The following is a 26,144-nucleotide window of genomic DNA, read 5'->3' as shown; positions in this document are numbered from 1 at the left end:
GCGCGAGCCGCTGATCACCACAGGGTGATTTACACGGGCTGGCACTGCGGCCATGGCGGCGCGGTGGCCGCTGTTATTGTTTTACAGCTTGACGGCGATGCTTTTGGTTTTGGTGTAAGCATCCAACCCTTCCCAGCCTTTTTCTTTGCCAAATCCGGACTTGCGCGAGCCGCCAAAGGGCAATTCTACGCCGCCCGCCCAATAGTCATTGATGGTGACCTGACCGGCGTCAATGTCGCGTGCCAAGCGCAGTGCGCGCTGAATATCGCGGCTATAAACACCGCTCACTAGCCCAAATTCGGTGGCATTGGCCGCTGCCAGCGCTTCTTCATCGCTGTCGACTACTTGCACCGCCAGCACAGGTCCAAATACTTCTTGCTGCACCAAGGGATCGTCCATGGACAACTGATCGACCACCGTGGGCTGATAGAACCAGCCACGGCCGCTCACCGGGTCGGAAGTAATCTGGCCACCGCAAACAATGTTACAGCCACGCTGGCGAGCGGCCTCGACATGTTGCTCGATGCGCTGCAAATGCAGTTCTGAGTTGATCGCCCCCATGTCTGGATTGGTCATTGGGTGGCCCAGTTTTATCGACTGCGCCAGCTCTACCACGCGCGCTAGCAAGGCCTGATGAATACGGCGGGAGACGATTAAGCGCGACCCGGCGGAGCAAATCTGCCCGGCGTTAGAGAAAATCGCCCAACGTACGCCTTCGGCGGCGGCGTCGAGATCGCAATCGTCCAGTGCGATCAGCGGTGACTTGCCGCCCAGCTCTAACGTCAAACGGGTAATGTTGGGCGCTGCCGATTGCATGACATGAACGCCGGTGTCGACGGAGCCGGTAAAGGTCACGTGTTGAACGCCCGGGTGCGACACTAATGGCGCGCCAGCATCGCTGCCAAGGCCGGTAACGACATTGACCACACCCGCCGGCAAACCGGCCTCGCTGAACAGTTGCGCCAACAATAGCGCGGTAAAAGGCGTGGTCTCAGCCGGTTTGGCGATGACCGTGCAGCCTGCTGCCAGCGCCGGAGCTACGCCACGAATAAAGGTCGAGGTGGGGTAGTTCCAGGGAATGATGTGCGCCGTCACGCCAACCGGCTCGCGTACGGTCCAGGCCATTTGCTCAGGCCCTAACGGCACTGAACGACCGTCCAGTTTGTCGGCCGCGCCAGCATAATATTCCAGCAATCGCGCTGAACCTTGCACGTCGCCGCGAGCTTCGCTCAGGGTTTTGCCCGAGTCCAGACATTCCACCGTGGCGATCAGTTGTTCTCGCTGGCGCAGTAATTGCGCCGCTTTTAACAAAATACTCGCGCGCTGCGCTGGTGCTGTGTGGCGCCATGTAGCAAAGGCCTGCTGCGACGATTGCACTGCTTGCTCGATATCGTCGGCATTGCCAGCGGCAAAGCGGCCGAGAACGTCACCGCTGCCAGGGTCGTAGCTGGTTAAGTACTCTTGGCTGTGGCTGGTAACAAACTGACCATCAATAAAATGCTGATCCGGCAGTGGTTGAGTCAAATGCTGAGCGACGGACGGCGCTGTGGTTTGCGTCATGAGGCAATCTCGCTGTGTTGATACTGCGACTTGGCCAGCCATTCTGGATGAATCTCGACGCCCCAACCGGGAGCGTCCGTCACCATCGCCTGGCCGTTGCGAATGTCATAGGGGGAGTGCGTGAACAGGCCCTCTTGCCAGGGGTAATAGTCTGGCCCTTCAATGGAGAATTCGAGGTAACGTCCAGCGTTAGGGATGGCGCGCAACAGGTGCATGGTAAACAAGGTCACCAGCGACAAATTTGCGCAGTGCGGTGTACACGCGAGGCCAGCCTGCGCTGCCCAGCGCGCCACCTTGAGGGTGCGCAACATGCCGCCCAAATACAGCACATCGGGCTGCACTATGTTCACCACACGATCGTCAATCATGCGCTTCCAGGTGGATAAGTCACAATCTTGCTCGCCACCGGTGACGTCCAGTGATAAGGCGTCGGTGACTTGTTTGGTTTGCTCCTGGCGCCAGTAGGGGCAAGGCTCTTCAAAGTGTTCGATACCGTATTGTTGCAGCAGCTGGCCGACCTCTATCGCCCGTTCGGGAGAAAAACACGAATTGGCGTCGACCAGCAGTGACACCTCGTCACCCAAGTGAGCGCGAACACTGGCAACAATGGCTTCGGTGCGTCCGGGCCATTCGTCTTGGTCGTGGCCGCATTCGCTGCCAATGCGAAACTTAAATGCGTCAAAACCGAACTCATCGCGCAAGCGCACAAAGCGCTCAACTTCATGCTCTGGAGTGATATCGCGGCGCATGGATGAAGCGTAGGCGCGCAGTGGCCCAGGGGTTCCGCCCAGCAGCTCAGTTACGGCTTTGCCTTGCTGCTTGCCACGCCAATCCCATACTGCGGTATCCAGTCCGGCTAACGCCCGATTCATATAGGTGCCGGGAAACTTATGTTCGCGCTCTGGAATTACGCGCACCAGTTGCTCCAGTTCATCGGTTGAGCGGCCCAACGCCCACGGCGCGATCTGGCGATGAAACACCTGTGCGGTAATGTCTGAGTTGTAGGTCGACAGTTGTCCCCAGCCTTGCTGGCCGTCGTCTGTGGTCAGGCGTACAAAGCCGACGTATTCGTTGCAAAAGGTTTCTAGGCGCGAAATGATCATCGCCGATGGTCCTCCAAAATTAAGCCAGCCGCTTTGTGCGCCAACATCAGGGTTGGTGCATTGGTATTGCCTGAGGTTAGGTTGGGAAATACCGACGCATCTACCACGCGCAGGCCACGAATGCCATGCACCCGTAAGCGGGAGTCGACCACGCCGCTGGCGGCACTGGTGCTCATGCGGCAACTTGATACCGGGTGGTAGACGGTGCCACTGCGCTGGCGAAAATCTTCAATCATGGCGTCGTCGTCCAGTTGGTTGAGATCGACATCCATCGGGGCTTTGATCAGCCGCTGCAGCCCTGGGGTATTGATAATGGAGCGCAGCAAGCGGCCGCCAAGCAGAATGTCGTCGACATCCTTTTGTGTGCTCAAGTAGCGCGGCTCGATCACAGGCGCATCATGAATGCTACGGCTACGGATCGACACCTGGCCGCGGCTGGTCGGGCGCGACGGCTGAAATGAGATGATGAATCCGGCAAATGGGTCCGGGTTGATGATCGGCCGTTTGTTGCTCGGGCTGGTGGTGTAGGTCACCGGATTAAAATACAGCTGCATGTCGGCGTGTTGCGCTGCTTCGTGGGAGCGCACAAAACCACCGCATTGGTTGACGCTCAGCCCCAATGGGCCTCGGCGTGTCAGAGCGTAGGTTAGGCCGGCTTTGAGTTTGCCGTACCAGGGCGACAGTTGATTGTTAAGCGTCGGCTCCGTTGCGCGGTAGTAATAGCTGACGGCAATGTGGTCCTGCAGGTGTGCACCGACAGATTCATTCACCAACAGCGGAGTGATGCCATGCTGTTGCAATAGGGCATCCGGGCCAATGCCAGACAGCTGCAATATCCTTGGCGAGTCGACGGCGCCGGCGCTGATGATGACTTCGCAGTTGGCCGTGACCTCAATGCGCTGCCCCTGGTGCTGATAAATCACGCCTTGGGCACGATCGTCGTCAAAGCGAATGCGCTGGACATGGGCATGGGTGTGCAGGGTGACATTGGCGCGCTTGAGTGCTGGTTTAAGGAACGCATCCGCCGCCGAGCAGCGCAGACCCTTGCGGGTAGTGATGGCGTAGTGGCCCACACCCTCTGGCTCAGCACCGTTGAAGTCGGCGGTGTACGGTAAACCCGCTTGTTCAGCGGCGGTAAAAAAGTGTCGATTGGCGCGATGAATATGCGCGCCGACGTCGCTCACGGCTTGGCGACCTGAGCCATGCTCCTGACCTTGCTGGTTGATGCGCATTTCGATCGCTTCGAAGTGCGGCTTCACATCCGACCAGCCCCAGCCTGTTGCTCCGGCAGCTTGCCAATCGTCGAAGTCATGGGGCAAACCACGGCAATACACCAAGGCGTTGATGGAGCTGGAGCCGCCCACGACTTTGCCTCGTGGCCAATAAGCGCGGCGGTTGTTGGTACCTGGGTCTGCTTCGGTTTCGTACTTCCAATTGACCCGCTCGTCATAAAACAGACGGCCATAGCCGATGGGCATTTTTATCCACGGGCTGCTGTCTTTGCCACCGGCTTCCAATACCAATACCGAGTACCGTCCGCACTGCGACAGTTGGTCTGCCAGAACACAGCCCGCAGAGCCCGCGCCGACAATGATGTAGTCGTAGGTGGTGTTCAACAAGACCTCCGCTGGCAGTGATGAGGTAAAAATTCGTAGGTAATGTCAGCCGATTGGCTGAGGTATTTAGTTTGAGTGCAAAAAGTATTTCATCGTTGTTGAGCGAAAACAAACAAAGTAATATGGCCTTAAGACCTAATTTTATTTGTCGTTATGGCCCAAAAAGTTCCCCCGTTACAATGGCTGAGAGCGTTTGAAGCGGCTGCTCGTTACGAGAGTTTTGCTGCCGCTGCGAAAGAGATTCACCTGACTTCTGCCGCTGTCAGCCATCAAGTTCGCTCGCTGGAGGAGTACTTAGGCTTCAAAATGTTTGAGCGCTTGCCACGTGGCTTGCGCTTAACCGATATGGGGCGTGCGTATCTGCCTTCGGTGCGGAAAGCCTTTGATGATTTAACGGTATCGACCCTCGGGCTTTTTGGCGCCGATGAGCAAAAAGTACTGACCGTCAGGGTGTCGACCAGCTTTGCCAGTTTGTGCCTAGCGCCGGTGCTGGGTGAGTTTCGCCGTCAGTATCCACACATAGACGTGCGTCTATACACCGCTGTTTGGGCCGACCGCCCTGAGCATGATGATGCCGATTTGGAAATACGCTTTGGCGATGGCTTGTGGCAGGGCTGGAACGTGCAGCGGCTGACCCACGAAACCTCCATCTTGGTCAGCGCTCAGCCTATGCAGCAACCGATGACGGTGCAGGATTATCTGCGCCAGCAGGCGCAGTCGGGCATTATTCAAATCATGGGTTGCGAAGGCTTGTGGATGCGATTACTGCGCCGCTATGGCATTGAGCAAGACAACGAGGTCACGGGGTTGATCACTGATAACTCGTTAACGGCATTGGAGCTGGCGCGCAATGGTTTGGGAGCGACGTTGGTGTCGCAACGTTTTGCGCTGCCTTATCTGGAATCTGGGCAGCTGTGCCGACCGGTGGAAGCCTATGTTCCAGTGGAGCAGGGGCATTATATTTTGTTGCCAGAAGGCCAACGGGTGGCCAAACCCGAGGCCTTGTTGTTTAAAAACTGGCTTTGCCAGCGGTTGGCGCAACCTGCACCAGCCGTATAAACACAACGTCTAAATTAGAAAATCCCAGTCCTCGCTGGTTTGGTAGTGCTGTTGCATTTCTTGTGACATTACGAAGCCATACAGTACCTCGTCATGGGTTCCGCCTGCTGCCAAAAAGTTCTTCCAGTCGATTAACCCAGTAGGATCTGGGGCTCTCCCCAGCAACGCGTCGTAGTACAAAACCAGCAGCTGATCATCATCTAGTGAGGCTGGATCAACGCCTCGCTGCTCTAGGAACTCTTGCGAGTACAAAACACCATTAACAATATCGCCGACACTGGCACCCTGGTCGAGAAGATGCGCCCAAGATTGGAAGCCGCCAATGTCGGCTTGTCTGTCTAGCATTTGAACATATAGGGCCGCTAGCCAGTCATGATTCTGATCGTACTCGACGACCAAGTTTTGGTCATAAAAACTCAGAGTTTCGACATTAATCAGCGTATCGGTTTCATTAGGGTTATTCACATGGGTGATCCGCGTCACCGCGTTGTCGCGTTCAATCAGAAAGTCTTCACGATCTCCACTGATTACGACCACATCGCTTCCCTGTCCACCGTGCAACAGGTCGCTACCCGTGCCACCAAGCAAGGTATCGTTGCCTTCATCACCAAACAACCAATCGTCTCCACCGCGTGAGCCGATGGTGTCGTCGCCAGAGCCACCGTGCAGCTCGTCGTCATCGGCGCCAAGCACGATGTTTTGGTTGCCGCTACCAGCAAATACCACGTTGCTGCCAGCACCGCCACGCACCTGCACATCGCCAACGATGATGGCGAACTCGATGTTATCCAAATCGATCACGGTACCCGCAGGCAGCTGACTGGCGTCAAGCACCATAACCTCGGTTTTGTCACCCTCGACGCCGCTGACTTTGATCGGCTCAGACGGCGCCTCGCTGCCATTACTGGTAAAGGTCACTTGGTTGAGCCAGCCGGCACCAATGCCATTGAGCCATTGATCCAAGCCGTTGATCATCGAGAACCAGTCCGATGCTGGTGCGGAATCGCGCAGCAAATACAACCCATCGCGGAACGAGGTTTGGTCGATGGCGGTTTCATTGGCACGAGCGTTGGCGCCGATGCCTCCGGGTAGGCGCAGTGTGGTCACTGGCTGGTTGTCGCCATCAAAATGCAGCGGAATGTCGGCCAGGTTGCTGCTGCTGTCCGTGTCCTGACGGTTGCTTGGTACCGCGGATATGGTGACCTTACTGACGCTTTGACCGTTTTCCGTCACCGTTTGCTGCTGCACCGGCGTGCCGTCGATCACTGTGGTGGTCGGTGTTGGGTTGGCGGACGGCGGTGGTGGTGCTGCGGCGACATCAAAGGTCAACGTATTACTAGTCGCAGCAAACACAGCGCCGTCATTCACGCTAAAGACCAGCGTGGCGTAAGCAGCACCGCTTTCACCGCTGGTAGGGGAAAATTGCAGCAAGGTAGCGTCAATATCCGCCACGCTGATGACATCGCCATTGTTCACGGCATTGCCATTGAGCGTCAGTATGCCAGCCGCTGGTACGGTATCGATGCGCACGGATTGCAGGCTATCACCAAGGTCAACGTCGCTAAAACCAAAGTCGGCGGTGGTAAAGGTATGGGTGCCGTTGTAGCTGATGTTGACCGTGTCATCGGCAGCGGTCGGCGCATCATTCACCGGGGTAATGTCGAGGTTGACGCTGCCTAAAGCGGTAATAGTACCGCCATCGTTCACGCTCAAGCTCACGGTGGCGGCGTCGTTGCCAGCCAGGTTTTCGCCCGGCGTATGGGTGATGTTGGCGCCATTGAGATAAGAGTCGATAGCGGCGATGGTGCCGGTCAAGGTGAGTGCCGCTGAGGCACTGCCGCCTATGGTCACGCCACCCCCGCTGGTGGCCGCTAGCGTACCGGCGCTGGCGGTTAAGGTCAGGGTAACGCTCCCTGTGGTGTCGACATCCGACAGGGTCGCGGCGGATAAATCCAGGTTGGCGGCGGTGTCTTCGGTAAAGCTGACATCGCTGATTAAGCCAACCAACTGCGGCGCGTCGTTGACGGCTGTCACCACCACGCTGACATCCGCACTGCCACTGGCCTGGCTATCGGAGATAGTGATGTTGATGGTACGGGTGGAGTCGGCCGGGCTTTCCCCCGTGGCTTCAAAGGTTAACGCCCGCAGCAGCGACTGGGTCAATGCCGGTGTTGAGTTGGCATTGAGGTTAACGGCAAAGTCATTGCCTGCGGCAATGTTATTCACCAAGGTACCAATCACGGTGCCAGACACCGACACATTGGAACCTGCGGTGGTGCCGGCCAGGCTGACTACGCCGCTGGTATCCACCGACAAAACGTCGCTCGCGGCATCGGCATTGTTGGTGACACTCACCGTGAAGGTACCGCCATTGAAGTTGGCTGAGTCGGCATCGGTGAGGGTGGCGTTGCTGCCAGCATCCAGTAATACGGTGCCGCCGCCTTCGGAGGCGTTGATGCTGTCGCCGTCCAGATTGTCCATGACTGGTGGGTTAGGTGTGACGCGGATGGTAAAGCTGCCGCTGTCGTCGGCATCGCCGCCGTTGGCAATGCCATCGGCATCGTTGAGCGTCAGGGTAAAGTCACGATCGTCCAGCACCGACGGTGCTTCGTAGCGCAAGTTCTGTAGCAAGTTCTGTATCAGTGCACTGCTGGCATTAGCGCCGAAGTTGATGGTGACATCATTGCCGCCTTGACCGTCGTCAGTGACATCCACGGTACCTATCGAGGTACCAGATACTGCAATGTTCTCCCCGGCGCTAATGCTGGCATCGCCACCTGACGTCACTGTGGTGCCGTCAACAAACCAATTGCCATTGGTGGTGCCGCTGGTTTGCGCCAAGGTGATAAAGCCACCGTTGTAGTCCGTGCTGTCGGCATTGGTGACGCCAGCGTCGGCAAAGCCACTTAGCGCCTGGGCACCGTTACCGGCCACCACTTGGCTGGTCTCGGTATACACATTGCTCACCACCGGCGCATCGTTTACACCGGTCAGCGACACCGTGGAGGTTAAGTTCGGCGTAGCTGCGTTGCTGCCGCCATTGGCTGTGCCGCCACTGTCGGTGACGCTGGTGATGGTGACAACACGATTGCCGGCGGTGGTGGGGTTGTCTGAGCTGTTGCGGTAAGTCAGCCCGTCGACCAGGGTTTGCAGCTGCGCTTCTGATAGCGTGGCACCCGTAAACGAGACCGTGGCGGTACTGCCAGTCACCGACACATTTGTCGTTAGGCCATTGAGAGTGGTGTTGACCGAGTTGCCGTTGGTCAGAGCCACATCTGAGCCATCGAACGACAGGATTTCGCTACTGCCGTCGGCGACATTGGTGACGGTCAGGGTCAGCCCGCTGAAGGTCTGCCCGGTTTCGACGGTATCAGCGCTGACGGTGTTGAACAGATCCTGCGCAGCGCCGCCTTCTGTAAAGGTAGGGTTGCCGCCGGTGGCGGTGACGCTGGGGGCATCGTTGACATCGGTGAGGCTCGCCGTAATCGACCCGGTGCCGTTGGCCGCGCCGTCACTGATGGTAAAGTCCAGCTGAACATTAGCCGCCGGGTCATTACTGCTGTTGCTGTAGCGAATCGCTTGCAGCACTTCGTTTACCAGCGCGGTGGTCGGTGTGGTGCCGTTGTCGGCAAAACTCAGCTGTAACTGACCGTTGCCGGTGTTGGCGATGGTGGCGATCGCGTTACCGCCAGCCGAGACGGTGCCACCGCCATTGGGGCCACCGGCGACGGTCAAGTTGCCGCCCGTGAGCACACTGAACAAGTCCGAGGCATCGGTGCCGCCATTGCGGGCAATCGTAAGGCTGGCACCGGAGTAATCGCCGTTGCCGCCGTTTAAGGCATCCAGCTCCTGATCTGAAATGGTGGCATTGGCATCCAACTGTACCGCTGCGCCGCTCTCGGTATAGCTTGGCGTGCCATCCAGACCGTTAAACACCGGTGCGTCGTTCACCGCATTAATGGTCACACTGGCGGTATCCGAGGCGGTGGAAAACGGCGTTGCGTTGCCAGTTGTTGAGGCATTGGCGGTGCCGCCAGCGCTGCCAGAGGATTTATCCCAAGCGTGGAAAGTAATGGTGGCCGTGCCGCTGTAATTAGCATCGGGCACAAAGCGAATTAACTGAGTACTGCCGCCGCTCAAGCTGCCATCGAGCAGCCGCGCGGTGGCGGTAAGATCGACACTGCTGCCTGTGGTACCAGAAAAGTTGTTCCAACTGGTGCCGTTGTCGGTGCTGTATTGCCAAATACCATTGGTGTTATCGACTTGGGTCACGGCAATGGCTTCCACCGCGCCGCCATCGACGTCGGTAATCGAGCCATCGACCACCATAGCGGCGACGCTGGTGCCCGGGTTATTGGCGTTGTTAGAGCCGTCGTCGTCGCCATCGGCACCAGAGCCATCGTCATCACCGGCGTCTTCGTCGACGGCGGTTAAAACCGGCGACTGAGCGGCATCCAAACTGGGCGCATCGTTAGCGGCGGTGATGTCGGCGTTGACGCTGCCGAGGGCAACGTTGCCCGAACCGTCGCCGTCATTGGCGGTGACGGTGAAGGTGGAGGCATCGTTGCCACTGTCGTTGCTGGCCCCGATCCACTGGATATTGCTGGCCGTGTCCAGGTAGGTGTTGATGTCTGCAGCTGTCCCAACCAGGGTAATCGTGGTGGCATTGACCAATGTTTCTGTGACGCCGCCGCCAACACCGGCACCATCGGCTGGGCTGGCAAAGGTGCCCTCGCTCGCCGTGAGCGTCACAGTGAGGGTGGCGCTGTCCACATCGGCAAAGGAAACGGCTGAGAGATCCACATTGCCCTGAGTGTCTTCGCTAAAGGTGAGGTCGGTCGGCAGCCCTGTCGCCGTCGGGTCATCATTGGCTGGTGTGATATCGGCGTTGATGGTGCCAAGGGCGACATCACCGGAGCCATCGCCATCATTGGCCGTGACAGTGAAGGTGGAGGCATCGTTGCCACTGTCGTTGCTGGCTCCCGTCCACTGGATGTTGCTGGCCGTGTCGAGATAGGTATTGATGTCTGCAGCCGCCCCGATAAGTGTAATCGTGGTGGCGTTGACCAGTGTTTCTTCTACCCCTCCGCCAACTCCGGCGCCATCGGCGGGGGTCGCGAAGGTGCCTTCGCTGGCCGTGATGGTGACGGTGACGTTGCCGCTGTCTACATCCGCGAAGGTCGCCGCAGACAAATCTAGATTGCCCTGGGTATCTTCCGTAAAGGTAATGTCGCTCACCAGCCCTGTGACCGTCGGATTGTCGTTTACGGCAGAGATGTTAATGGTGACGGTATCGGCCGTGCCGTTGGAAGTGCCATCGTTGGGCGTCACCGTCAGCGTGGCGGCGGTGGTGTCGTTGCTATCGGAGGTAAATAGAATGTTGCTGGTATTATCGAGAAAGATATTTAAATCCGCCTCGCTTCCTGCCAGTGTCATGCTGTTGGTGCCCGAGCCGGCCACGGTGACGCCATCGGCGGTGCCATTACCGCCCAGTGCCGCGATGGTGCCGCGATTGACGCTCAGTGTCAGAGTAATGGGGTCGTCCAGCTCGGCGTCGGAAATGTTATAAGCGGATAAATCAATCGCCGTAGCGACGTCTTCGGTGGCTGTATCATCGGCCGGTGTGCCGCCAAGGCTGGGCGGGTTGTTTGGCGGAATGGCATCGTCAATGATGATATTGTTAAGTGACGCGTAGCCTGCGCCATCGTCAAAGAATATCCGAACCTCATCGACGTTCTGATATAAAGCGTTTGCTGATAAATCTTGGTTAACACGAGAAGTATTGCCGTTGGCATTAAAGTTGACGGTACTGCTCGCCACCATGTTGTTATCAAGATAAGCAACAATACTCATGGCTTCGCCGTTTTGATTGCCCCAGTCGTAAAAATCAAAACCATTAAACTTAAACTCGGAGCCATCGCTGCTTTTGACCGCCATCCCCCCCATTCACCACCGAATGAATTGAAGTCTACGGTTAATCCAGTAAAACCGTCTCCACTGCCTATGTCGCCACTATCAAACCAATTCATACTATTGGTTTTAGTACCACTGGAGTTACTAATATTTAGTATCTGAATAGTAATGCCAGCAATATCTGTACTACCGCCTTCGCCATCCTCGGCTATGTGGTCGCTGTCCCAGCCATTGTCATTGGAAGAAAAAGTCAGCGTGGTGGCGGCTAAGGTGTGGCGATACAGATCAGCAGCAATGGCCTGGCTGGTTAACTCGATGGGTCCATGGTCCAACCGCCAGTTCGGTCCATTTTCCGACAGCCCGATAGTCTCGCTCGCTGCTGCAACTGGGCGCTGTAGCAGTTGCGACAATTGCTGAATAAATAACTGACCGGTACCGCCTCGTGCAACTTCACAGCCATACAGCAAAACCCCGTGGTGAATCTGCTCGCCTAATTGCTGCAATGGTGTGGCTAAATCGGTTAACGAGGTTAGATCAATTTTGCTGTTACCAATGTGCAGCTGTCCAGGTTCTGCGTGGCAGAAAGCATGCAGATGATCAGCCCCGCCGATAGTACTGAGTTGCTTGATGAGCTGGGTGAGTGGGTTGCCATCTTGGCAGATGAATAATGGCGTTAATCCTTGTTGTTGCACCTGATCAGCGAGAATGTCCGCATCATTGAGTGTTGGGTCGATCAGGGCAATTCCTGTTTTGCTTGATGCCATAATGACGTCCTCGCTACCTCTGTTTTGTTATCTGTATAACCACTGCCTAGGGTTATTACTTTAGTTCATTAAGCCCAACATCAATCAGCATGTACAGTTTCATTGTGTAGCTCGTCCGTGAGCCAGAAAGGTCATGATCGGGGTGGGAAAACCCCCTGAATGGCAATGCAGTAACGCAGGCCTAGCTGAGGTGGAATCGTCTCTATGGGCACTGATTGGCCAGTGCTTTCTATTTCCACGCTGCCCTCTGCTGTGGTGGTAACTAAGCCACTCGAAAAGGCCATACCAGCCACTGAGCCAATAGGCGCGCCAGCGCCAGGGGACCAAATGGCTGCGGCGCTAGGCCCTCCTGGAGAGGCCGTTATATGGGTTGTGCCAGAGGGCGTTGTGGTATTACTGCCGGAATTCGCGTAAATCGGAATGTATGCATCTGAGTACGTGATATTGATTTTCTGACTCTCACCTTCAAATTCGGCTTGGTGTGTGTGCGGCGGCATATGAATCGGTGAAAGAACAGTCTCTTCTTCGCCGCGTTTTTGACCCAGCGCCACAGGCGAGAGCCCGACTCCTGTACCTACACCTACGGCTGTGCGTCCACGCATATCTGGCAGCTGAAAATTTGTTCTGCCGTCACCGCCAAAATTGAAGCCCAGTATGGCGAATAACGTTTGGTAGTTGTTAATAGCCAGAGTCTGGCCATTGGCTTCTGCGTAGTCTCGCGGGCAGTAGCTAGCAGCGGTAACACACATAGATCCAATATAAGGCGTTGTGCTGCAGGTCGCGTGGCTATTGCTGGCACTCCAGAAGGCTATCGTGCCGGTTAAAGTGATCAAGGCTGTTTTCATGATGAGTTCCTTTTCATTAAAAGCTTAAGTTCGCGGCGGGAAGACGCCGTCAGTGACGATGCAATGCAAAACGCCCAGTTGCGGCGGAAGTACTTCGACTGGCAGCTGTTGGTTGTTTTCGGTTGTGGATACCAACACGTCGCCCGCAGGGGTGTAGTCGCCCTCGGCTGAAAACTGAGGCAGCTGCCAGTCGCCGATCACACCTCCTGAACCATCCGACCAGATGGCAGCCGCCGCAGGGCCACCACTGGGCGACGTGGTGAGTTTGCTATTGGTGCCGGGGATGGTTGCGGCATTGGGGTTGGCATGTATCGGCAAGGTGAAATAATTGCCTATTCCTTGGACGAATTTTGTAATAGGGGTATACGTGGCTATATGGCTATGGGCAGGTACATCATAAACCCACGAGATTTCACTCCCTCGAAACCATCCAGCATCTACAAAATTTAAACCTGGCCCAGTACCGACATGGACTGGTGTGCGGCTGCGTAAATCTGGCAGAGCGAAGTTTGTTCTACCGTTTCCTCCGTATTGGGCGCCGATAACGGCAAATAGTGCGGGGTTTGAGTTGATGTTCAGCAGCTGACCGGCAGCGAGCTGAGTTTTGCGCGGGCAGTAGCTTCCAACCATGGTGCAAATAGAACCAATATAAGCCGTGTCTTCTGGCTCACAGCCGGCGGATACCGAGCCACAGAAAAAACTGCCTAATAGGGCCAGTGGATAGGTGAACGATTTCATTTCATTACCTCTGCTCCTTGAGTGATTGAGGTGCCTACACCATGTTTCGTTGTTTGGTGTCCATGCTAATAAAGTCTGAAATCCACCTGTTTTACAGCCATTTGTGTTACACCAGCTAACATCACTGCTGCAAACGGCGCGGTAAAGCGACGTGATAAAGCGGCGTGGCAGACGAGAACAGAGGGTCAGGTGGATACGTGTTACGGCGCAACATCAGCGCATTCATGCTGAGTAAAAAGGAATGGCGCATTCGGTAACGGGATTGAACCACTAAAGAGTGACTATCTAGAGTGAGCAGTGCGGGCACAACAGGCTGGCTGCATACCAGCCTGTTGTGTGATGACGGGGAAAACTGCGAAATCGGTATGAGTTAGGTGCGCGGCGGGAATATGCCCTGAATGGCCACGCAATAGCGCATTCCCAGCTGTGGGGGGCGGTTATAGAAGGATTGGCCGCCGCCAGTATCGCCAATCTTAACCGCACCACCGACGGAGCCTGTGGATTGAACACCACCTACGGTGGCGAGGCTGTCTGACTGTGTTTCTGCCCAGGCTTCATCCGCCCAAATGGCTGCTGCATTTGGGCCTCCAGGGGAGGCGGCCAGGTAATTTTGACTGGCGCTGGGCGTTGTCACATTACTGCCAGAGTTTGGCATGATTGGTATGGCGACTTGTACGTTAATAGCACCTGAGAGCGAGGCGGCGTGATTATGCGAGGGTAAATTGGCTAAGGTAAGCGTGACAAACTCATCGCCTAGCCTTTCGCCTTGAGTAACGGGTTGGATACCAGGGCCGCTTCCGACGCCAACGGAAGAGCGTCCTCGTAGGTCTGGTAAGCCAAAGGTGGTTCGCCCGTCGCCGCCATAATTGGTGCCCATAATCGAAAACAGCGCGCTGTATTGGGTAATCGACATCAACTGGCCATTGGCCTCTGCAAATCCACGGGGGCAATACACGGCGGCCGTCATGCACACCGAGCCGAGGTAAGGCTCCGGAACACAATTCGCCTGTGCCGTGTTGATAACAGGCAAGGATAAAAATGCCGTCAAAAGTGACATGCGTGTGCGAGTAATCGTCATTGGAAACTCCATCCATAGTCCGATGAACTGGGAATAGTTCGAATAGTTTGCTGAACTGGCAATCATCCAGTCACGGACGACGGCGTCGGCTTTTCCAATTCTGCCGCAGGAAATAGTGACAACGGCTGATGTTTAGCGAAGAAATACAGGAAGGTGGGGTTTGAAAATAAGGCGCACGAACACAGGTCGTGCGCCTTATGGTTTAACTGACGGTTTTGAGAGGAATACGTGCCGCAGGAACATCGGGCAGTTCAATGCCCAGGTTGTTTTGTTCAAACACTTTATCGGCACGGTAACTCGAGCGCACCATAGGGCCGGAAGCGACTTCCATAAAGCCTTTTTCCAGCCCCACATCACGGTAATGATTGAACTGCTCTGGGGTGACATAACGATCCACCGGCAGGTGGTTTTTGGTCGGGCGTAAATATTGACCCAAGGTCAAAATGTCCACACCGATGGCTCTGAGTTCGTCCATGGTTTGATAGATTTCTTCGTCGGTCTCGCCGATGCCCACCATCAAACTGGTTTTTACCAATACGTTTGGGTTATGCCGTTTGGCAAAGGCCAACACATTCAGGGTTTGCTCATAGCCAGCACGCGGGTCACGCACCACATGGGTGAGGCGCTTAACGGTTTCGACGTTCTGGGCAAACACATCTAGGCCTGAGTCCACCACTTTGGCAACGTGTGCTTCGATGCCATCAAAATCCGGAGTCAGCGCTTCGACTTTGACGTTCGGTGTGCGTTGTTTAATCGCGTTCACGCAGGCGGCGTAGTGAGCTGCACCGCCATCGTCTAGATCGTCACGATCCACCGACGTCAATACGATATAGCGCAGTCCCATCAGTTCCACAGACTCAGCGACGTTGGCCGGTTCGTCTTTGTCTAACCAGCCGTTGGGGTTGCCCGTGTCGACGGCACAGAACTTACACGCACGAGTACAAACCGAGCCCATCACCATGATGGTGGCAGTGCCGTTATTCCAACATTCGCCCATATTTGGGCAGTGGGATTCTTCGCACACCGTGCTTAAGCGATGCTCGCGCACATTGGCTTTGACCTCTTCAAAGCGTTGGCCGCCTGGGATCTTGGCGCGCAGCCATTTGGGCTTGCGACCTACCGGCATTTCCTCGCTGTCTTTGCGCGCTTTGATGCCGTCTTTGATGGCGCTGAAGCCATGCTCACTTTGGAATTTGCTGCCACTGCGAATCGGCGTGGAGTCATTACTCATGACGTCTGTGGATACCTCTCGGCCCGCTGCTCTGTTGGCTTGCAAGGATACCATGGCGGTGCAGCTGATGCCGAGTTGGTAGAAAGTCGCATGCGGCAATACTGTGTCGAGTTGATGCGACTTTCCTGTCGTGAATGGGCTGTCTCGTCAGTGGTTTAACTCGGTGGTTTAGTTCGGTGAATTGTCTCGATGGCTGAGCACTAGTAGCGCTCGGCCACCAAGGTGCTGTTGCGGCTGTCGTAATCGAAGTTGTCCCATTGCCAATGGTCGAACAACTCTCCCAGTTGAGCGCTGCCAATCAGTCGGCTCATGCCCTGATCGAAACGTTGCGCTAATTCACGGCCGCGCTCGGTATCGGCAAACGCCACATAAATGGGGTGGGCATCCACGGTGAGCACTTCCCAGTGCTGCGGGTCGAAATGGCCGTTTTGAATATCGAACCACAAACTGTTGCGCGCGTTGATGACAACATCCAGACGGCCTTGCTGCAGATGGTGCAGTAAATCCTGGTGGTAGCGCGGCTGGCGTGGTTTCAATAGCTGGTCGTCCGCGCCGTCGATTCGGTAGCCATTGACCTTACCCACGGTCATGCCCTGCAGCGCTTGCCAGCCCTGCCATTGCATACTGCCTTTGCGAAACACCACAGATACAACGTCACTGTCCAGGTGCCAGTCCGGGAGTACCAAGCCAGCCGCTTGCGCCTCACGTTCGTAAATGCCCACCACGGCATCGGCTTTTTTGTAGCGCACCAGCCCTACCGCTCGGGTGTAACTGCCGGTTTCGGCTTTTACTTCAATGCCTTGTGGTTCAAAGATGGCTCGCAGCATATCCCAGTACAGGCCGCTGCCGTCACGGTGAGTGGCGTTGCTGCGATTTTCAGCGGTAATGTGAATGCTGCTCAGCTCGAGTTCCGCCTGAGCAGGAACGCCCAACAATAAAATGCCTAACAGCAGCGCATGTTTGATCATGGCTCTGATCCCCACAATGAGTGATGTGACCTGTCAGGCTAGTGCTGCCAGTGTTGCCCAACCAATCAAATACCAGTCTTTGGTTGTAGGAGATTGACGCTATTTCAGGGTTGAAAACACGGATGACGTTTTTTTATAACCGACAAGAATCGCAGTCTGAGCGGCCCATTACCCAGCGTGATATGCGCGCTCGGTGGCGGGCAAACAGTAAATAGACACGATCGCTGAACCAGCGAACACCCGGCCAACGCAGCGGTGCAATCCAATAGCCACGGCCAACCGCGTGCCAGGCGGCGTAAGTCACATCCAAACCATAAATAGTTCGGCCATCGGTATTGATGCCTGTCAAAATCCGATCGGCCTGTTTGGCATCTATGTCGGGAAACTGCTGATTAAATTGGGGTTGTTTGATGTCGACCAAATGCAGGCGTTCGGCGTGGTCTAAGGTCTGAAGGTGGCGCATCTCACGCACACACAACGGGCATTGGCCGTCGTAAAAAACGGTCACTTTTGCCAGCTCAGTCATGCTGAGTCTCCTGTGGTCATGTTAATGGTGATGTTGATGGCCAAGGTCAGGACGCGTGGAAAAAATGCGCGCGCTTTTTTGGCTATTTTACAAACCGGTTAAGCCGATCAAAAGGCTGACATAACGCAATGACCTAGTCGTGCTGGCAATGCTTTCATATGTCGGCACAGCACCTGAGACCAGAGGACCGAACATGGGTTCAGCAAATACCGCGTATCATTCCATTACAGAGCTAGTTGGTGACTTGGTGCGCCTTACCGTGCCGGTACCTGAGCCTAGTCAGCCGCCATTGGTGCGATTAAATGATCTGGCAGTGGTGCGTCAGGGCGAGTTGATGCGTCTGGCGCAGGTGATCGACATCCGTGACCAACAAGTGTCGATGCAAGTGTTTGATGGTACCAAAGGCTTGGCCACTGATGCCGAGGTGTCGTTTTTAGGCCATCCCATGCAGGTGACGTTTTCCGATCATGTTTTAGGGCGCATTTTTAACGGCAAAGGCGAGCCAGCGGACAACGGTCCCTCGCTGCAGTTCGACAGCAAGGTAGATATCGGTGGGCCGACGGTAAATCCCATGCGCCGAGTGTTGGCTTCGCGCATGATTCGCACCAATGTTCCTATGATTGATGTGTTTAATTGTCTGGTCGAAAGTCAAAAAATTCCGATTTTTTCTGTTTCTGGTGAACCCTACAACGCGTTTTTAGCGCGCATTGGTAATCAGGCTGACGCCGATATTGTGGTATTTGGCGGCATGGGGCTGGGGTTTGATGATTTTTACTTTTTCCGTAAAAGTTTTGAGGATTCCGGCGCTTTTGCTCGCACGGTGATGTTTGTTAATCAGGCCTCCGACTCTATTGTTGAACGCTTGCTGGTGCCGGACATGGCGCTGGCCGTGGCCGAGCGTTTTGCGGTGGAGGAAGGCAAACGTGTATTGGTGCTTCTCACCGACATGACCGCCTATGCCGATGCGCTAAAAGAAATTGGCATCGCCAACGAGCGCGTACCGTCCAATCGCGGTTATATGGGTGATCTGTATTCACAGTTAGCGCGGCGCTACGAAAAAGCCTGTGATTATGCCAAAGGTGGTTCGGTGACCATTTTGTCGGTGACCACCATGCCCGGCAATGATGTCTCCCACCCAGTACCCGATAACACCGGCTACATTACCGAAGGCCAATTTTATTTGCATGACGGCGAGCTGGACCCATTTGGTTCGCTGTCACGTTTAAAACAGCAAGTGATTGGCAAGCAAACACGCGACGATCATGGCCAGGTAATGAATACCATGATCCGGCTGTATTCCGGGGCGCGTGATGCGCAGCAAAAACAGGCCATGGCCTTTGAACTCAGCGACTACGACCGTCAGCTGTTGCGCTTTGGCGAGCAGTTTCGCCAGCACTTTATGTCGCTGGAGTCGGATCTGACCTTGGAGCAAGCGCTGGATTTGGGATGGAAAATCATGGCGCAGTGTTTCAAACCTGAGCAGTTGCTAATGAAGCAACCGCTGATTCAGAAATATTATCCACAGGCCAGCTGATCATGGCGCAACTGCTGTTGTCGAAAGCGACTTTGCTGAAAGAACGGCGCCAATTGGCGGCGTACCAGCGCTTTTTGCCATCGTTGGAAATGAAGCGTCAGCAACTGATGTTGGCGGTCAAAGCCAGCGAGCAACGCTTGATGGATATTCGCCAGCAACTGGACGAACTGCATCAAATCATCGCCAGTGACGTTCCCATGTTGGCCAACAACGACATTCGTTTGCAGCCACTAGTAACGGTGGTGGCGGTGGAGTACCAGAAAGAAAACATCGCCGGTGTCGCCATCGAGCGAGTCGAGCAAGTGCAGTTTGAACCGTCGCCCGTATCTGTCTTGTCGCGCCCGCATTGGGTTGATGTGGTGCAGCAGCGTTTGCAGCAAGCGATTGAATGGCAACTGCATGCTGATGCGGAAGAAACCGTGTTACAGCTGCTGCATGCGGCGCTGATCAAAGTTACCCAGCGGATGAATCTGTTCGATAAAGTGCTGATTCCGCAAAGTCAGAAAAATATCCGCCGCATTCAAATTTATCTCGATGACAAAGCGCGTGAAGCGGTGGTGACATCAAAAATTGCGAAAAATAAACGTAAGGAGGCGATGCTGTGAGTATTGCTCGTTTCCGTAAAATTTTATTGGCGGGTCCGCTGGCCGATCGAGCGCGATTGCTGCGCCAGTGGCAAGCCTTTGGCCAGCTGCACATTATTAATCAAGATGGCACCCAGGGGTTTGAGCGGCAGTTATCGCCAAAAGACAAACGCGCTTATGAAGCCATGAAGCATTTGCAGCAAAGCGCCAATGCTCGCCGGCCGTTGCAAAACTGGCCGAAATCCATGTTGCAAGCGGGCGGCGCCGATGCTGCCGCGCGCCAGCTGGTGGACGATGCGCTGAGTAACGCCAATCAGCTGCGAGAAGTTGGAGATCAGGCCGATAGCCTGCGTGAGCGCATTCAGGCGTTGCGTCCTTGGGGGAATTTCAGCCTGCCACCGGACGCCAGTATCGATGCTTTTCGTCTGTGGTTTTACCGTTTGCCAGTAAATCAAAAGCCGCTGTTAAAGGAGTTGTCGTTGCCCTGGCAAATTGCTGGGCGCAGCAGCCAGTTTTATTTTCTGATTGTGGTCAGCGCCGACGAGCCAGCCAGTGATTTATTGCCGGTGGCGCGTGAGCATTTAGGCTCACGGTCGTTGCAGCAGTTGGAGCTGGAGCTAGAAAGTATTGAAAGCCAGCTGGAAGATTTGCAGCTGGAACGCGAGCGGCTGACACGTTTTCGTGAATTATTGCGCCGCCATTTGGTGGCCGCCGACAACGAAGCGGTGTATCAGTACGTAGTGGCGCAAACGCGCACGCATGACGCACTGTTCACTCTCGAAGCCTGGGTGCCAGACAGCGCGCTGGTCGAGCTGGATACTCAGGCCGACTCGTTTGGCTTTGCCTGGAGCGCAACCGACCCGGACGCCCAGGAGCAGCCGCCGACTTTGCTGCAACCCGCGCCAGGTTTGCGACCAGGAGCAATGCTGGCCAGTGTCTATCAGCTGCCGGCCTATCGCAGTTGGGACCCATCCGGCCACCTGTATTTATCCTTTGTTTTGTTTTTCGCCATGATATTGTCCGACGCGGGCTACAGCTTACTGCTGCTGGCGGGTTTGGGTCTGTTTTGGCGCCGTTTGGGCAAAGACGATTCTGGCCGTCTTACCCGCCAATTGCTGCTGTCGTTATTGGGCGGTGCTGTGTGCTGGGGCGTCGCTGCTGGCAGTTATATGGGATACGACATCGCTCAAGTAGCGCCAGATTATTGGTTGGCGCAGTTGAAAATCATCGACCTCAGCGACTACGACGCCATGATGCAACTGTCGGTACTGGCAGGGGCCAGCCATGTGGTGTTGGCGAATATCAGTTTGGCCTGGGCGCGGCGCTATCAATGGCATCAGGTGCTGACCCGACTCGGCTGGGTCAGTGTTACCGTCGCGGGCGTCGGTGCTTGGCTGTTGCCGCAGCAACAACCGCTGATGATGACTTTGGCCGCTGTGGCTGCCTTGTGCATCTTATTCTTTGCTCAATGGCCGCAGCAGGGTGGCTGGAAACAACGTTTACTGGGGCTGGCTAAGGGCGCACTGGCACTGGCCAATGTGACCAAATTATTTGGTGATGTTTTAAGTTACATGCGCTTATTTGCGCTGGGCTTGGCCAGCGCCTCGCTTGGCCTGACGTTTAACGATCTGGCTGCCAATGCGGCCTCTGGTAGCCCTGGCATTGGCATTGTCAGTGCGGCGCTGATTTTTGTGTTAGGGCACGGCATTAACTTGGCGTTGGCCATTATGAGTGGTGTGGTGCACGGCCTTAGATTGAACTTTATCGAATTTTATAACTGGGGCGAGCCGGGTGAAGGTTATGCCTATCAGCCCTTCCGGCTGCGTGATCATTAAGGAGTGTTGCAATGAATGAATGGGTATTAGCACTGGGTTGGATGGGAATTTTTGCCCCGGTGGCACTGGGCTCCATTGGCAGCGTGATTGGCTGTGCGCTGGCGGGGCAGGCGGCCATCGGTGCGATGATGCAAACCGACTCGGGATATGGCCGCTTTATTGGTTTATCGGTGTTACCGTCGTCGTTTGTGATTTATGGCATCGTATTGATGTTTACCTTGCAGCGGCCAGTGGTGGCTGATAATTCCGGCGGTTTATTTGGCATTGGTGTATTGGCCGGTGTGGCACTATTAATGACAGGGTTGTGGCAGGGCCGGGCGTGTGCATCGGCGATTAATGCCTCGAAAGAAAAACCAGAAATTTTTGCCTTAACCATCGCACCGGCGGCCATTGTTGAAGGCTTTGGGGTGTTTGTATTTATTTTTGCACTGGTACTGTCGGGTGGTTTAGGAGGCGCAGCATGAGCCAACACGACCCGGAAATTATCTCATCAGGCATTGATGCGCTGGTGCAGCGCTTACAGCACGATGGCTTAGAAGCAGGACAGCAGCAAGCCAAGGACATTATTGCCAAAGCCGAAGCCGAAGCGGCGGAAATTCGCCAGCAAGCCCAGCAACAGGCCAATAGCATGTTGGAGGAGGCGCGCCGTACCATGGCGGTCGAGCGCCAAGCCGCAGAAGATGCGCTGCAAGTGGCGTTTCGCGATTTGGTGCTGGATATGAAAAATCGCCTGCTCGGGCGTTTGTCGGAAACCTTCGAACACAAGGTACACGATGCACTGGAAGACCCGCAGCTGTTGCAGCAATTAATTCGCGAAGCGGTGATTGCCATTGCCGCCCCTGCGCCTTTGCAATCTGAGCAGTCGTTGACGGTATTGGTGCCTGACGCCTTATTAAATATGCAGGAAATTCGCCAGCAACCGGCCAAGGCGACAGAAGGCCCGTTGTCGGAGTTGGCCTTTGCATTGCGTGAGCAGGTGCTCAAAGACGGCATCCATTTTCGCCCATTAAGCCAAAGTGGTCGCGCTGCGCAAGGCGGGTTCCGTGTCGCTGGTGATCAGGGCAAGGTGCAGGTGGATATCTCCGATAAAGCCATTGCCGAGTTGCTGCTGTCGTATTTGCAGCCGCGCTTTCAGGCCATGCTCGACGGTGTCATTCGCTGATGAGCGCCGCTGCACCCTACATCACGCTGATCAGCAGCCTGCCGCGTCACGATGTGTTGTTTGCCGAGCAGCAAACGCCGTTGTCGCGCATCAAGCTCAATCAACGTCTTACTATGTTGAGCGAGCATCATCGCCAGCAGCTCACTCTGGTTGAGCAAGTGCTGCATTGGGATACCTGGCCTGCAGCCATGCCGCATGCACAAGTGGTGCAACGCATTCGCGCTCATTTGCAGCAAATAGAGGCGGCGGATGTGCGTGAGTTGATTCATGAAAAACTGGATTTACGCACTGTTATCGGCGCGCTGCGTTATCGCTTGCGACAAACACAACAAGCATCGTCACAGCCGCCCAGCGGTGATTGGGCCGTCAGTCGTTATCGCGATGTGATCGTGCGCCACTGGCACGAAGAGGACTTTCATCTTAGCCAGGCGTTTCCCTGGTTATTGGAAGCATTAGCCTTGATGCGTCAGCAGCAAACGCTGCAACTGGAGCAGCTGATAATGCGCCAGGCATGGCAAACGCTGAATCGTCATATGCCAGAAGATGAATTTAGTTTTATGGCGGTGGTGCAGTACGTGATGAAGTGGCATTTGATTGAACGCTGGAACCGTCGCGATGGTGCCGTGGCGCAGCAACGCTTTACTCAGTTAATCCGGTCAGCCCTTAAGACCGTAGGAAGCACAGCCCATGAACATGAATGAACCAGCCAGCGCCCGCGTGGTGGCGGTGCAAGACGACTTGATCACCATTGAATCCGTAGCCGACGGTGAACACTACCGGCCGCTGATGAAAAACGAAGTGATCTACATCCTGCCAACCCGTTTGGATGGCGACCGCCAAGAGTGGTTAAAAGCCGAGGTGTTGCGCGTTAAGGGTCGGCGCGCCGATGCTCAAGTGTATGAAAGCACCGGCGGCGTGGGTGTTGGTGATCCTGTGGTGCAGAGCGCTGACATGCTGTCGGCGGAATTAGGCCCGGGTTTATTGGGCATGGTGTACGACGGCCTGCAAAACCCATTGGAATTGCTGGCGGTGCAGCACGGTACTTTTTTACCGCGTGGTGTCGACTTACCAGCATTGGACCAAGAAAAACTGTGGCCATTTAAACCGTATGTCAAAGAAGGCGATACGGTACGCACCGGTGACGTTTTGGGCAGCGTGGCAGAAGGCCGCTTTCGCCACAGCATTATGGCGCCTTTTGATTTGGTGGGCGAATGGACCGTCGATTGGATCATGGAGGGCAGCTTCAGTGTGGCCGACAGTGTGGCGCAATTATCGAACGGCACGCAGCAACGGCAAATTCACATGAGTCAGCGCTGGCCGATTCGCCAGCCCATCAGTCGCGCTTTGTTAGCACAAGGGCAAGCACAACGTCAGTACCCGAGTGTACCGCTGTCGACCACCATGCGTCTGATCGATACTTTTTTCCCTATTGCTAAAGGCGGCACGGGTTGCATTCCTGGGCCGTTTGGCGCCGGTAAAACCGTATTGCAAGGTCTGATCGCGCGTTATTCCGATGTTGATATCGTGATTGTGGTGGCGTGCGGCGAGCGTGCAGGCGAGGTGGTGGAGACGATTCAGGAATTTCCCAATATGCCGGACCCAAAAACCGGCGGCACCTTGATGGATCGCACCATTATTTTGTGCAACACCTCGTCCATGCCGGTAGCGGCGCGTGAAGCCTCCATTTATATGGGCATTACCTTGGCTGAGTATTATCAGAGCATGGGGTATGACGTGCTGCTCATTGCCGACTCGACGTCGCGTTGGGCACAAGCCATGCGTGAAACTTCTGGCCGACTGGAAGAAATTCCCGGCGAAGAGGCTTTCCCGGCGTATTTGGATTCGTCGATTAAAAATGTCTACGAACGCGCTGGTGTGATTCAGCGCTACGATGAGCAAAGCACCACGGGTACTTTTACCATGATTGGTACGGTGTCGCCTGCTGGCGGTAACTTTGAAGAACCGGTAACGCAGTCGACGTTAGGAACGGTAAAAACGTTTTTGGGCCTGTCGGCCGAGCGGGCTTATAAGCGCTTTTATCCGGCGGTTGATCCGCTGTTGTCTTGGTCTCGTTATTTGCAGCAGTTAAAACCCTGGTTTGATGAAAACCTGGACCCACGCTGGACCGAGCGGGTGGCGAGATTGCAGTCGTTACTGGAAAAAGGCGAAGAAATTAATCGCATGATGCAGGTCACTGGCGAAGAAGGGGTCACGCGCGAAGACTTTATTATCAGTCAAAAAGCGCAGCTGCTGGACATGGTGTACTTGCAGCAAGATGCGTTTGACGATGTTGATGTGTCGGTGCCAATGGAGCGTCAGCAAGCCTTATTGTCATTAATGGAGGCGGTGATTGAGCATCAACCACCAGCACGCAGCGAAGACGATAAAGCCGAAGTGCGCGATTTCTACACACGTTTAACTGGGCTGCTAAAAAATCTGAATTACTCGATGTGGAACAGCAGTGATTACGACGCGTTGCTGCAGGATATTCATGCGACGTTAAATGGTTAGTTTTTATTGCCACACGAACAGCGGCGCAGAGAACACTCCAACTCTCCGCGCAGCGCATTGATGTTAACAACGATGCGCTGCGCGGTTGTTACATTTACAGCTCAGCAGGCAACAGTGTCAGTACCGCTCGCTGCCCCAGTGCCACCTTGGCATTAGGGAAGACAATGGCTTCGCCATCTTGTTGTGCGGTGTATAAAGCACCGCTTTCTTCGGCCAGCACATCGCCTTGCTGAAACGCGGTAAAGTTCGGCACATCGTCGCCAAAGCCAAGACGAAAATCTTCTTGCTGGCGCAATATCACTTGATTCACTTTGTAAATGGAAAAGTCTTCCGCCCGATAGCTGGGCCAGTTTGGCTGTGGCTCACACACCAAGCGAGTTATGGCATCTTTGGCTGCTGCAAAACGGCTCATGTCGTTTTCCCCAAACGGGCGCACCTTGCCCAGTTCAACGGTGAATGCAATGGCATCGAAGGTGTCTGCGGAGTAGTAGCTAAAGGTGGTGGTCGGGCCATTGGACAGCAGGATCGCGTGGACATCGCAGGCGGCTAAAAAGCGCAGCGACTCGGTGTTGTAGTCATCGTGTGGACGGTAAGGGTAGACCGCAAACTTTTCGTGCTGTGAGGGTTTGATCGCCGTGTGCAAGTCGTAATGGTGGCGCTGCCCCTGACCTTGCTGGAAAAATTCCGCCACCGCCTGCTCTAAGCGCTGTGCGCGACGACGTTCGTCGTTGATCAGGCCCGGCCCACGGGAATGCTCGCCACTGAATAAGCGGTTCATATTCTCTTCGACAAAACGCTGGCCAATGTCCATGGCGGCCAGATTGCCAAAAATCACCAATACACGCTGGCATACGGTGAGCTCACCGCGCAGGATGCGTTGTACCAGTTCGTCGCAGATTTCTATCGGCGCGGTTTCATTGCCGTGCACACCGCATGACAGCACCACGTCTTCAGTGGCTGTGGCAGCCGGTTCGAACTGAATGATGCCCGCTGCAATCACGCTCACCACGGTGCCATTACTGAGCGTAAATTGACCGGGGGTTAAGCAGTCGGGTTGCTGGCGGCTGAGTGCCAGAAAGTCGGTATTGCTTTGCAGTATGTGGGTCATATTCAGGTC

Annotated in this window: 20 protein-coding genes; 8 read left to right on the top strand and 12 right to left on the bottom strand. The window is 55.3% G+C overall.

Features of this window, described 5'->3' with window-relative positions; all coding sequences use genetic code 11:
* Nucleotides 1–81: 81 nt before the first annotated feature.
* Genes CHH28_RS00815 through CHH28_RS00805 form a run of 3 tightly spaced genes read right to left on the bottom strand, consistent with a single transcriptional unit; the run spans nucleotide 82 to nucleotide 4,279 of the window.
* Nucleotides 82–1,560: an aldehyde dehydrogenase family protein gene (locus tag CHH28_RS00815; RefSeq protein ID WP_094058528.1), complete on the bottom strand. Its 1,479-nt coding sequence runs from the start codon at nucleotides 1,558–1,560 to the stop codon at nucleotides 82–84.
* Complete coding sequence (locus tag CHH28_RS00810) at nucleotides 1,557–2,663, bottom strand: mandelate racemase/muconate lactonizing enzyme family protein (RefSeq protein WP_094058527.1); 1,107 nt, start codon at nucleotides 2,661–2,663, stop codon at nucleotides 1,557–1,559. Before CHH28_RS00810 ends, CHH28_RS00815 begins: the two co-directional genes overlap by 4 nt.
* The gene (locus CHH28_RS00805; RefSeq protein WP_094058526.1) at nucleotides 2,660–4,279 is read right to left on the bottom strand and encodes a GMC family oxidoreductase; all 1,620 of its coding nucleotides are present in this window, start codon (nucleotides 4,277–4,279) and stop codon (nucleotides 2,660–2,662) included. The genes CHH28_RS00810 and CHH28_RS00805 overlap by 4 nt, the downstream gene beginning before the upstream one ends.
* A 153-nt stretch (nucleotides 4,280–4,432) precedes the next feature.
* Between CHH28_RS00805 and CHH28_RS00800 the strand changes: the two genes are divergently transcribed.
* Nucleotides 4,433–5,338: a LysR substrate-binding domain-containing protein gene (locus CHH28_RS00800; protein WP_094058525.1), complete on the top strand. Its 906-nt coding sequence runs from the start codon at nucleotides 4,433–4,435 to the stop codon at nucleotides 5,336–5,338.
* Nucleotides 5,339–5,347: 9 nt separating this feature from the next.
* On the opposite strand, the gene CHH28_RS00795 is transcribed toward CHH28_RS00800, so the two are convergent.
* From CHH28_RS00795 to CHH28_RS00760, 8 genes are all read right to left on the bottom strand, one after another.
* Nucleotides 5,348–11,275 carry a DUF4214 domain-containing protein gene (locus CHH28_RS00795; RefSeq protein WP_199243959.1) on the bottom strand — a complete coding sequence of 1,976 codons (5,928 nt, stop codon included), beginning with the start codon at nucleotides 11,273–11,275 and terminating at the stop codon, nucleotides 5,348–5,350.
* Complete coding sequence (locus CHH28_RS00790; RefSeq protein WP_094058524.1) at nucleotides 11,188–12,015, bottom strand: DUF4347 domain-containing protein; 828 nt, start codon at nucleotides 12,013–12,015, stop codon at nucleotides 11,188–11,190. The genes CHH28_RS00795 and CHH28_RS00790 overlap by 88 nt, the downstream gene beginning before the upstream one ends.
* Before the next feature lie 131 nt (nucleotides 12,016–12,146).
* Complete coding sequence (locus CHH28_RS00785; protein ID WP_094058523.1) at nucleotides 12,147–12,860, bottom strand: phage tail protein; 714 nt, start codon at nucleotides 12,858–12,860, stop codon at nucleotides 12,147–12,149.
* Nucleotides 12,861–12,884: 24 nt separating this feature from the next.
* Nucleotides 12,885–13,598, bottom strand: coding sequence for a phage tail protein (locus CHH28_RS00780; RefSeq protein ID WP_094058522.1), 714 nt, complete (start codon nucleotides 13,596–13,598; stop codon nucleotides 12,885–12,887).
* Between the two features lie 370 nt (nucleotides 13,599–13,968).
* A complete protein-coding gene (locus CHH28_RS00775) occupies nucleotides 13,969–14,676 on the bottom strand; it encodes a phage tail protein (RefSeq protein ID WP_157729699.1) in 708 nt (235 codons plus the stop codon).
* A 202-nt stretch (nucleotides 14,677–14,878) separates the two neighbouring features.
* Nucleotides 14,879–15,907: a lipoyl synthase gene (gene lipA, locus CHH28_RS00770; RefSeq protein ID WP_094061929.1), complete on the bottom strand. Its 1,029-nt coding sequence runs from the start codon at nucleotides 15,905–15,907 to the stop codon at nucleotides 14,879–14,881.
* A 200-nt stretch (nucleotides 15,908–16,107) separates the two neighbouring features.
* Nucleotides 16,108–16,875, bottom strand: a complete 768-nt coding sequence (locus CHH28_RS00765; RefSeq protein ID WP_094058520.1) for a substrate-binding periplasmic protein — start codon at nucleotides 16,873–16,875, stop codon at nucleotides 16,108–16,110.
* A gap of 133 nt (nucleotides 16,876–17,008) precedes the next feature.
* The gene (locus tag CHH28_RS00760; RefSeq protein WP_094058519.1) at nucleotides 17,009–17,401 is read right to left on the bottom strand and encodes a thiol-disulfide oxidoreductase DCC family protein; all 393 of its coding nucleotides are present in this window, start codon (nucleotides 17,399–17,401) and stop codon (nucleotides 17,009–17,011) included.
* Between the two features lie 193 nt (nucleotides 17,402–17,594).
* On the opposite strand from CHH28_RS00760, the gene CHH28_RS00755 reads away from it, so the two are divergent.
* The 7 genes from CHH28_RS00755 to CHH28_RS00725 are packed head-to-tail and all read left to right on the top strand — an operon-like array spanning nucleotide 17,595 to nucleotide 25,027.
* Nucleotides 17,595–18,935, top strand: a complete 1,341-nt coding sequence (locus CHH28_RS00755) for a V-type ATP synthase subunit B (RefSeq protein ID WP_094058518.1) — start codon at nucleotides 17,595–17,597, stop codon at nucleotides 18,933–18,935.
* Nucleotides 18,936–18,937: 2 nt separating this feature from the next.
* Nucleotides 18,938–19,540: a V-type ATP synthase subunit D gene (locus CHH28_RS00750; protein WP_094058517.1), complete on the top strand. Its 603-nt coding sequence runs from the start codon at nucleotides 18,938–18,940 to the stop codon at nucleotides 19,538–19,540.
* Nucleotides 19,537–21,354, top strand: coding sequence for a V-type ATP synthase subunit I (locus tag CHH28_RS00745; protein WP_094058516.1), 1,818 nt, complete (start codon nucleotides 19,537–19,539; stop codon nucleotides 21,352–21,354). The genes CHH28_RS00750 and CHH28_RS00745 overlap by 4 nt, the downstream gene beginning before the upstream one ends.
* 11 nt (nucleotides 21,355–21,365) lie before the next feature.
* On the top strand, nucleotides 21,366–21,818 hold the full coding sequence (locus CHH28_RS00740) for an ATP synthase subunit C (protein ID WP_094058515.1): 453 nt from the start codon (nucleotides 21,366–21,368) through the stop codon (nucleotides 21,816–21,818).
* Nucleotides 21,815–22,516, top strand: coding sequence for a V-type ATP synthase subunit E family protein (locus tag CHH28_RS00735; protein WP_094058514.1), 702 nt, complete (start codon nucleotides 21,815–21,817; stop codon nucleotides 22,514–22,516). The genes CHH28_RS00740 and CHH28_RS00735 overlap by 4 nt, the downstream gene beginning before the upstream one ends.
* A complete protein-coding gene (locus CHH28_RS00730; protein WP_094058513.1) occupies nucleotides 22,516–23,217 on the top strand; it encodes a DUF2764 family protein in 702 nt (233 codons plus the stop codon). The genes CHH28_RS00735 and CHH28_RS00730 overlap by 1 nt, the downstream gene beginning before the upstream one ends.
* A complete protein-coding gene (locus CHH28_RS00725) occupies nucleotides 23,204–25,027 on the top strand; it encodes a V-type ATP synthase subunit A (RefSeq protein ID WP_233243689.1) in 1,824 nt (607 codons plus the stop codon). Before CHH28_RS00730 ends, CHH28_RS00725 begins: the two co-directional genes overlap by 14 nt.
* Before the next feature lie 94 nt (nucleotides 25,028–25,121).
* On the opposite strand, the gene astE is transcribed toward CHH28_RS00725, so the two are convergent.
* Nucleotides 25,122–26,135: a succinylglutamate desuccinylase gene (gene astE / locus CHH28_RS00720; RefSeq protein ID WP_094058512.1), complete on the bottom strand. Its 1,014-nt coding sequence runs from the start codon at nucleotides 26,133–26,135 to the stop codon at nucleotides 25,122–25,124.
* Between the last annotated feature and the right edge of the window lie 9 nt (nucleotides 26,136–26,144).

The organism is Bacterioplanes sanyensis, from assembly GCF_002237535.1.
Classification (GTDB): Bacteria; Pseudomonadota; Gammaproteobacteria; order Pseudomonadales; family Oceanobacteraceae; genus Bacterioplanes; species Bacterioplanes sanyensis_A.
Note: the sequence above shows the minus strand (reverse complement) of the source record. Positions and strands in the feature narration are given on the sequence as shown.

Excerpts from the sequence above, each read along its gene's own strand:
- CHH28_RS00815 (WP_094058528.1), bottom strand. The coding sequence starts at position 1,560 with ATGACGCAAACCACAGCGCCGTCCGTCGCTCAGCATTTGACTCAACCA.
- CHH28_RS00810 (WP_094058527.1), bottom strand. The coding sequence starts at position 2,663 with ATGATCATTTCGCGCCTAGAAACCTTTTGCAACGAATACGTCGGCTTT.
- CHH28_RS00800 (WP_094058525.1), top strand. The coding sequence starts at position 4,433 with ATGGCCCAAAAAGTTCCCCCGTTACAATGGCTGAGAGCGTTTGAAGCG.
- CHH28_RS00795 (WP_199243959.1), bottom strand. The coding sequence starts at position 11,275 with ATGGCGGTCAAAAGCAGCGATGGCTCCGAGTTTAAGTTTAATGGTTTT.
- CHH28_RS00790 (WP_094058524.1), bottom strand. The coding sequence starts at position 12,015 with ATGGCATCAAGCAAAACAGGAATTGCCCTGATCGACCCAACACTCAAT.
- CHH28_RS00785 (WP_094058523.1), bottom strand. The coding sequence starts at position 12,860 with ATGAAAACAGCCTTGATCACTTTAACCGGCACGATAGCCTTCTGGAGT.
- CHH28_RS00780 (WP_094058522.1), bottom strand. The coding sequence starts at position 13,598 with ATGAAATCGTTCACCTATCCACTGGCCCTATTAGGCAGTTTTTTCTGT.
- CHH28_RS00775 (WP_157729699.1), bottom strand. The coding sequence starts at position 14,676 with ATGACGATTACTCGCACACGCATGTCACTTTTGACGGCATTTTTATCC.
- lipA (WP_094061929.1), bottom strand. The coding sequence starts at position 15,907 with ATGAGTAATGACTCCACGCCGATTCGCAGTGGCAGCAAATTCCAAAGT.
- CHH28_RS00765 (WP_094058520.1), bottom strand. The coding sequence starts at position 16,875 with ATGATCAAACATGCGCTGCTGTTAGGCATTTTATTGTTGGGCGTTCCT.
- CHH28_RS00760 (WP_094058519.1), bottom strand. The coding sequence starts at position 17,401 with ATGACTGAGCTGGCAAAAGTGACCGTTTTTTACGACGGCCAATGCCCG.
- CHH28_RS00755 (WP_094058518.1), top strand. The coding sequence starts at position 17,595 with ATGGGTTCAGCAAATACCGCGTATCATTCCATTACAGAGCTAGTTGGT.
- CHH28_RS00750 (WP_094058517.1), top strand. The coding sequence starts at position 18,938 with ATGGCGCAACTGCTGTTGTCGAAAGCGACTTTGCTGAAAGAACGGCGC.
- CHH28_RS00740 (WP_094058515.1), top strand. The coding sequence starts at position 21,366 with ATGAATGAATGGGTATTAGCACTGGGTTGGATGGGAATTTTTGCCCCG.
- CHH28_RS00735 (WP_094058514.1), top strand. The coding sequence starts at position 21,815 with ATGAGCCAACACGACCCGGAAATTATCTCATCAGGCATTGATGCGCTG.
- CHH28_RS00730 (WP_094058513.1), top strand. The coding sequence starts at position 22,516 with ATGAGCGCCGCTGCACCCTACATCACGCTGATCAGCAGCCTGCCGCGT.
- CHH28_RS00725 (WP_233243689.1), top strand. The coding sequence starts at position 23,204 with ATGAACATGAATGAACCAGCCAGCGCCCGCGTGGTGGCGGTGCAAGAC.
- astE (WP_094058512.1), bottom strand. The coding sequence starts at position 26,135 with ATGACCCACATACTGCAAAGCAATACCGACTTTCTGGCACTCAGCCGC.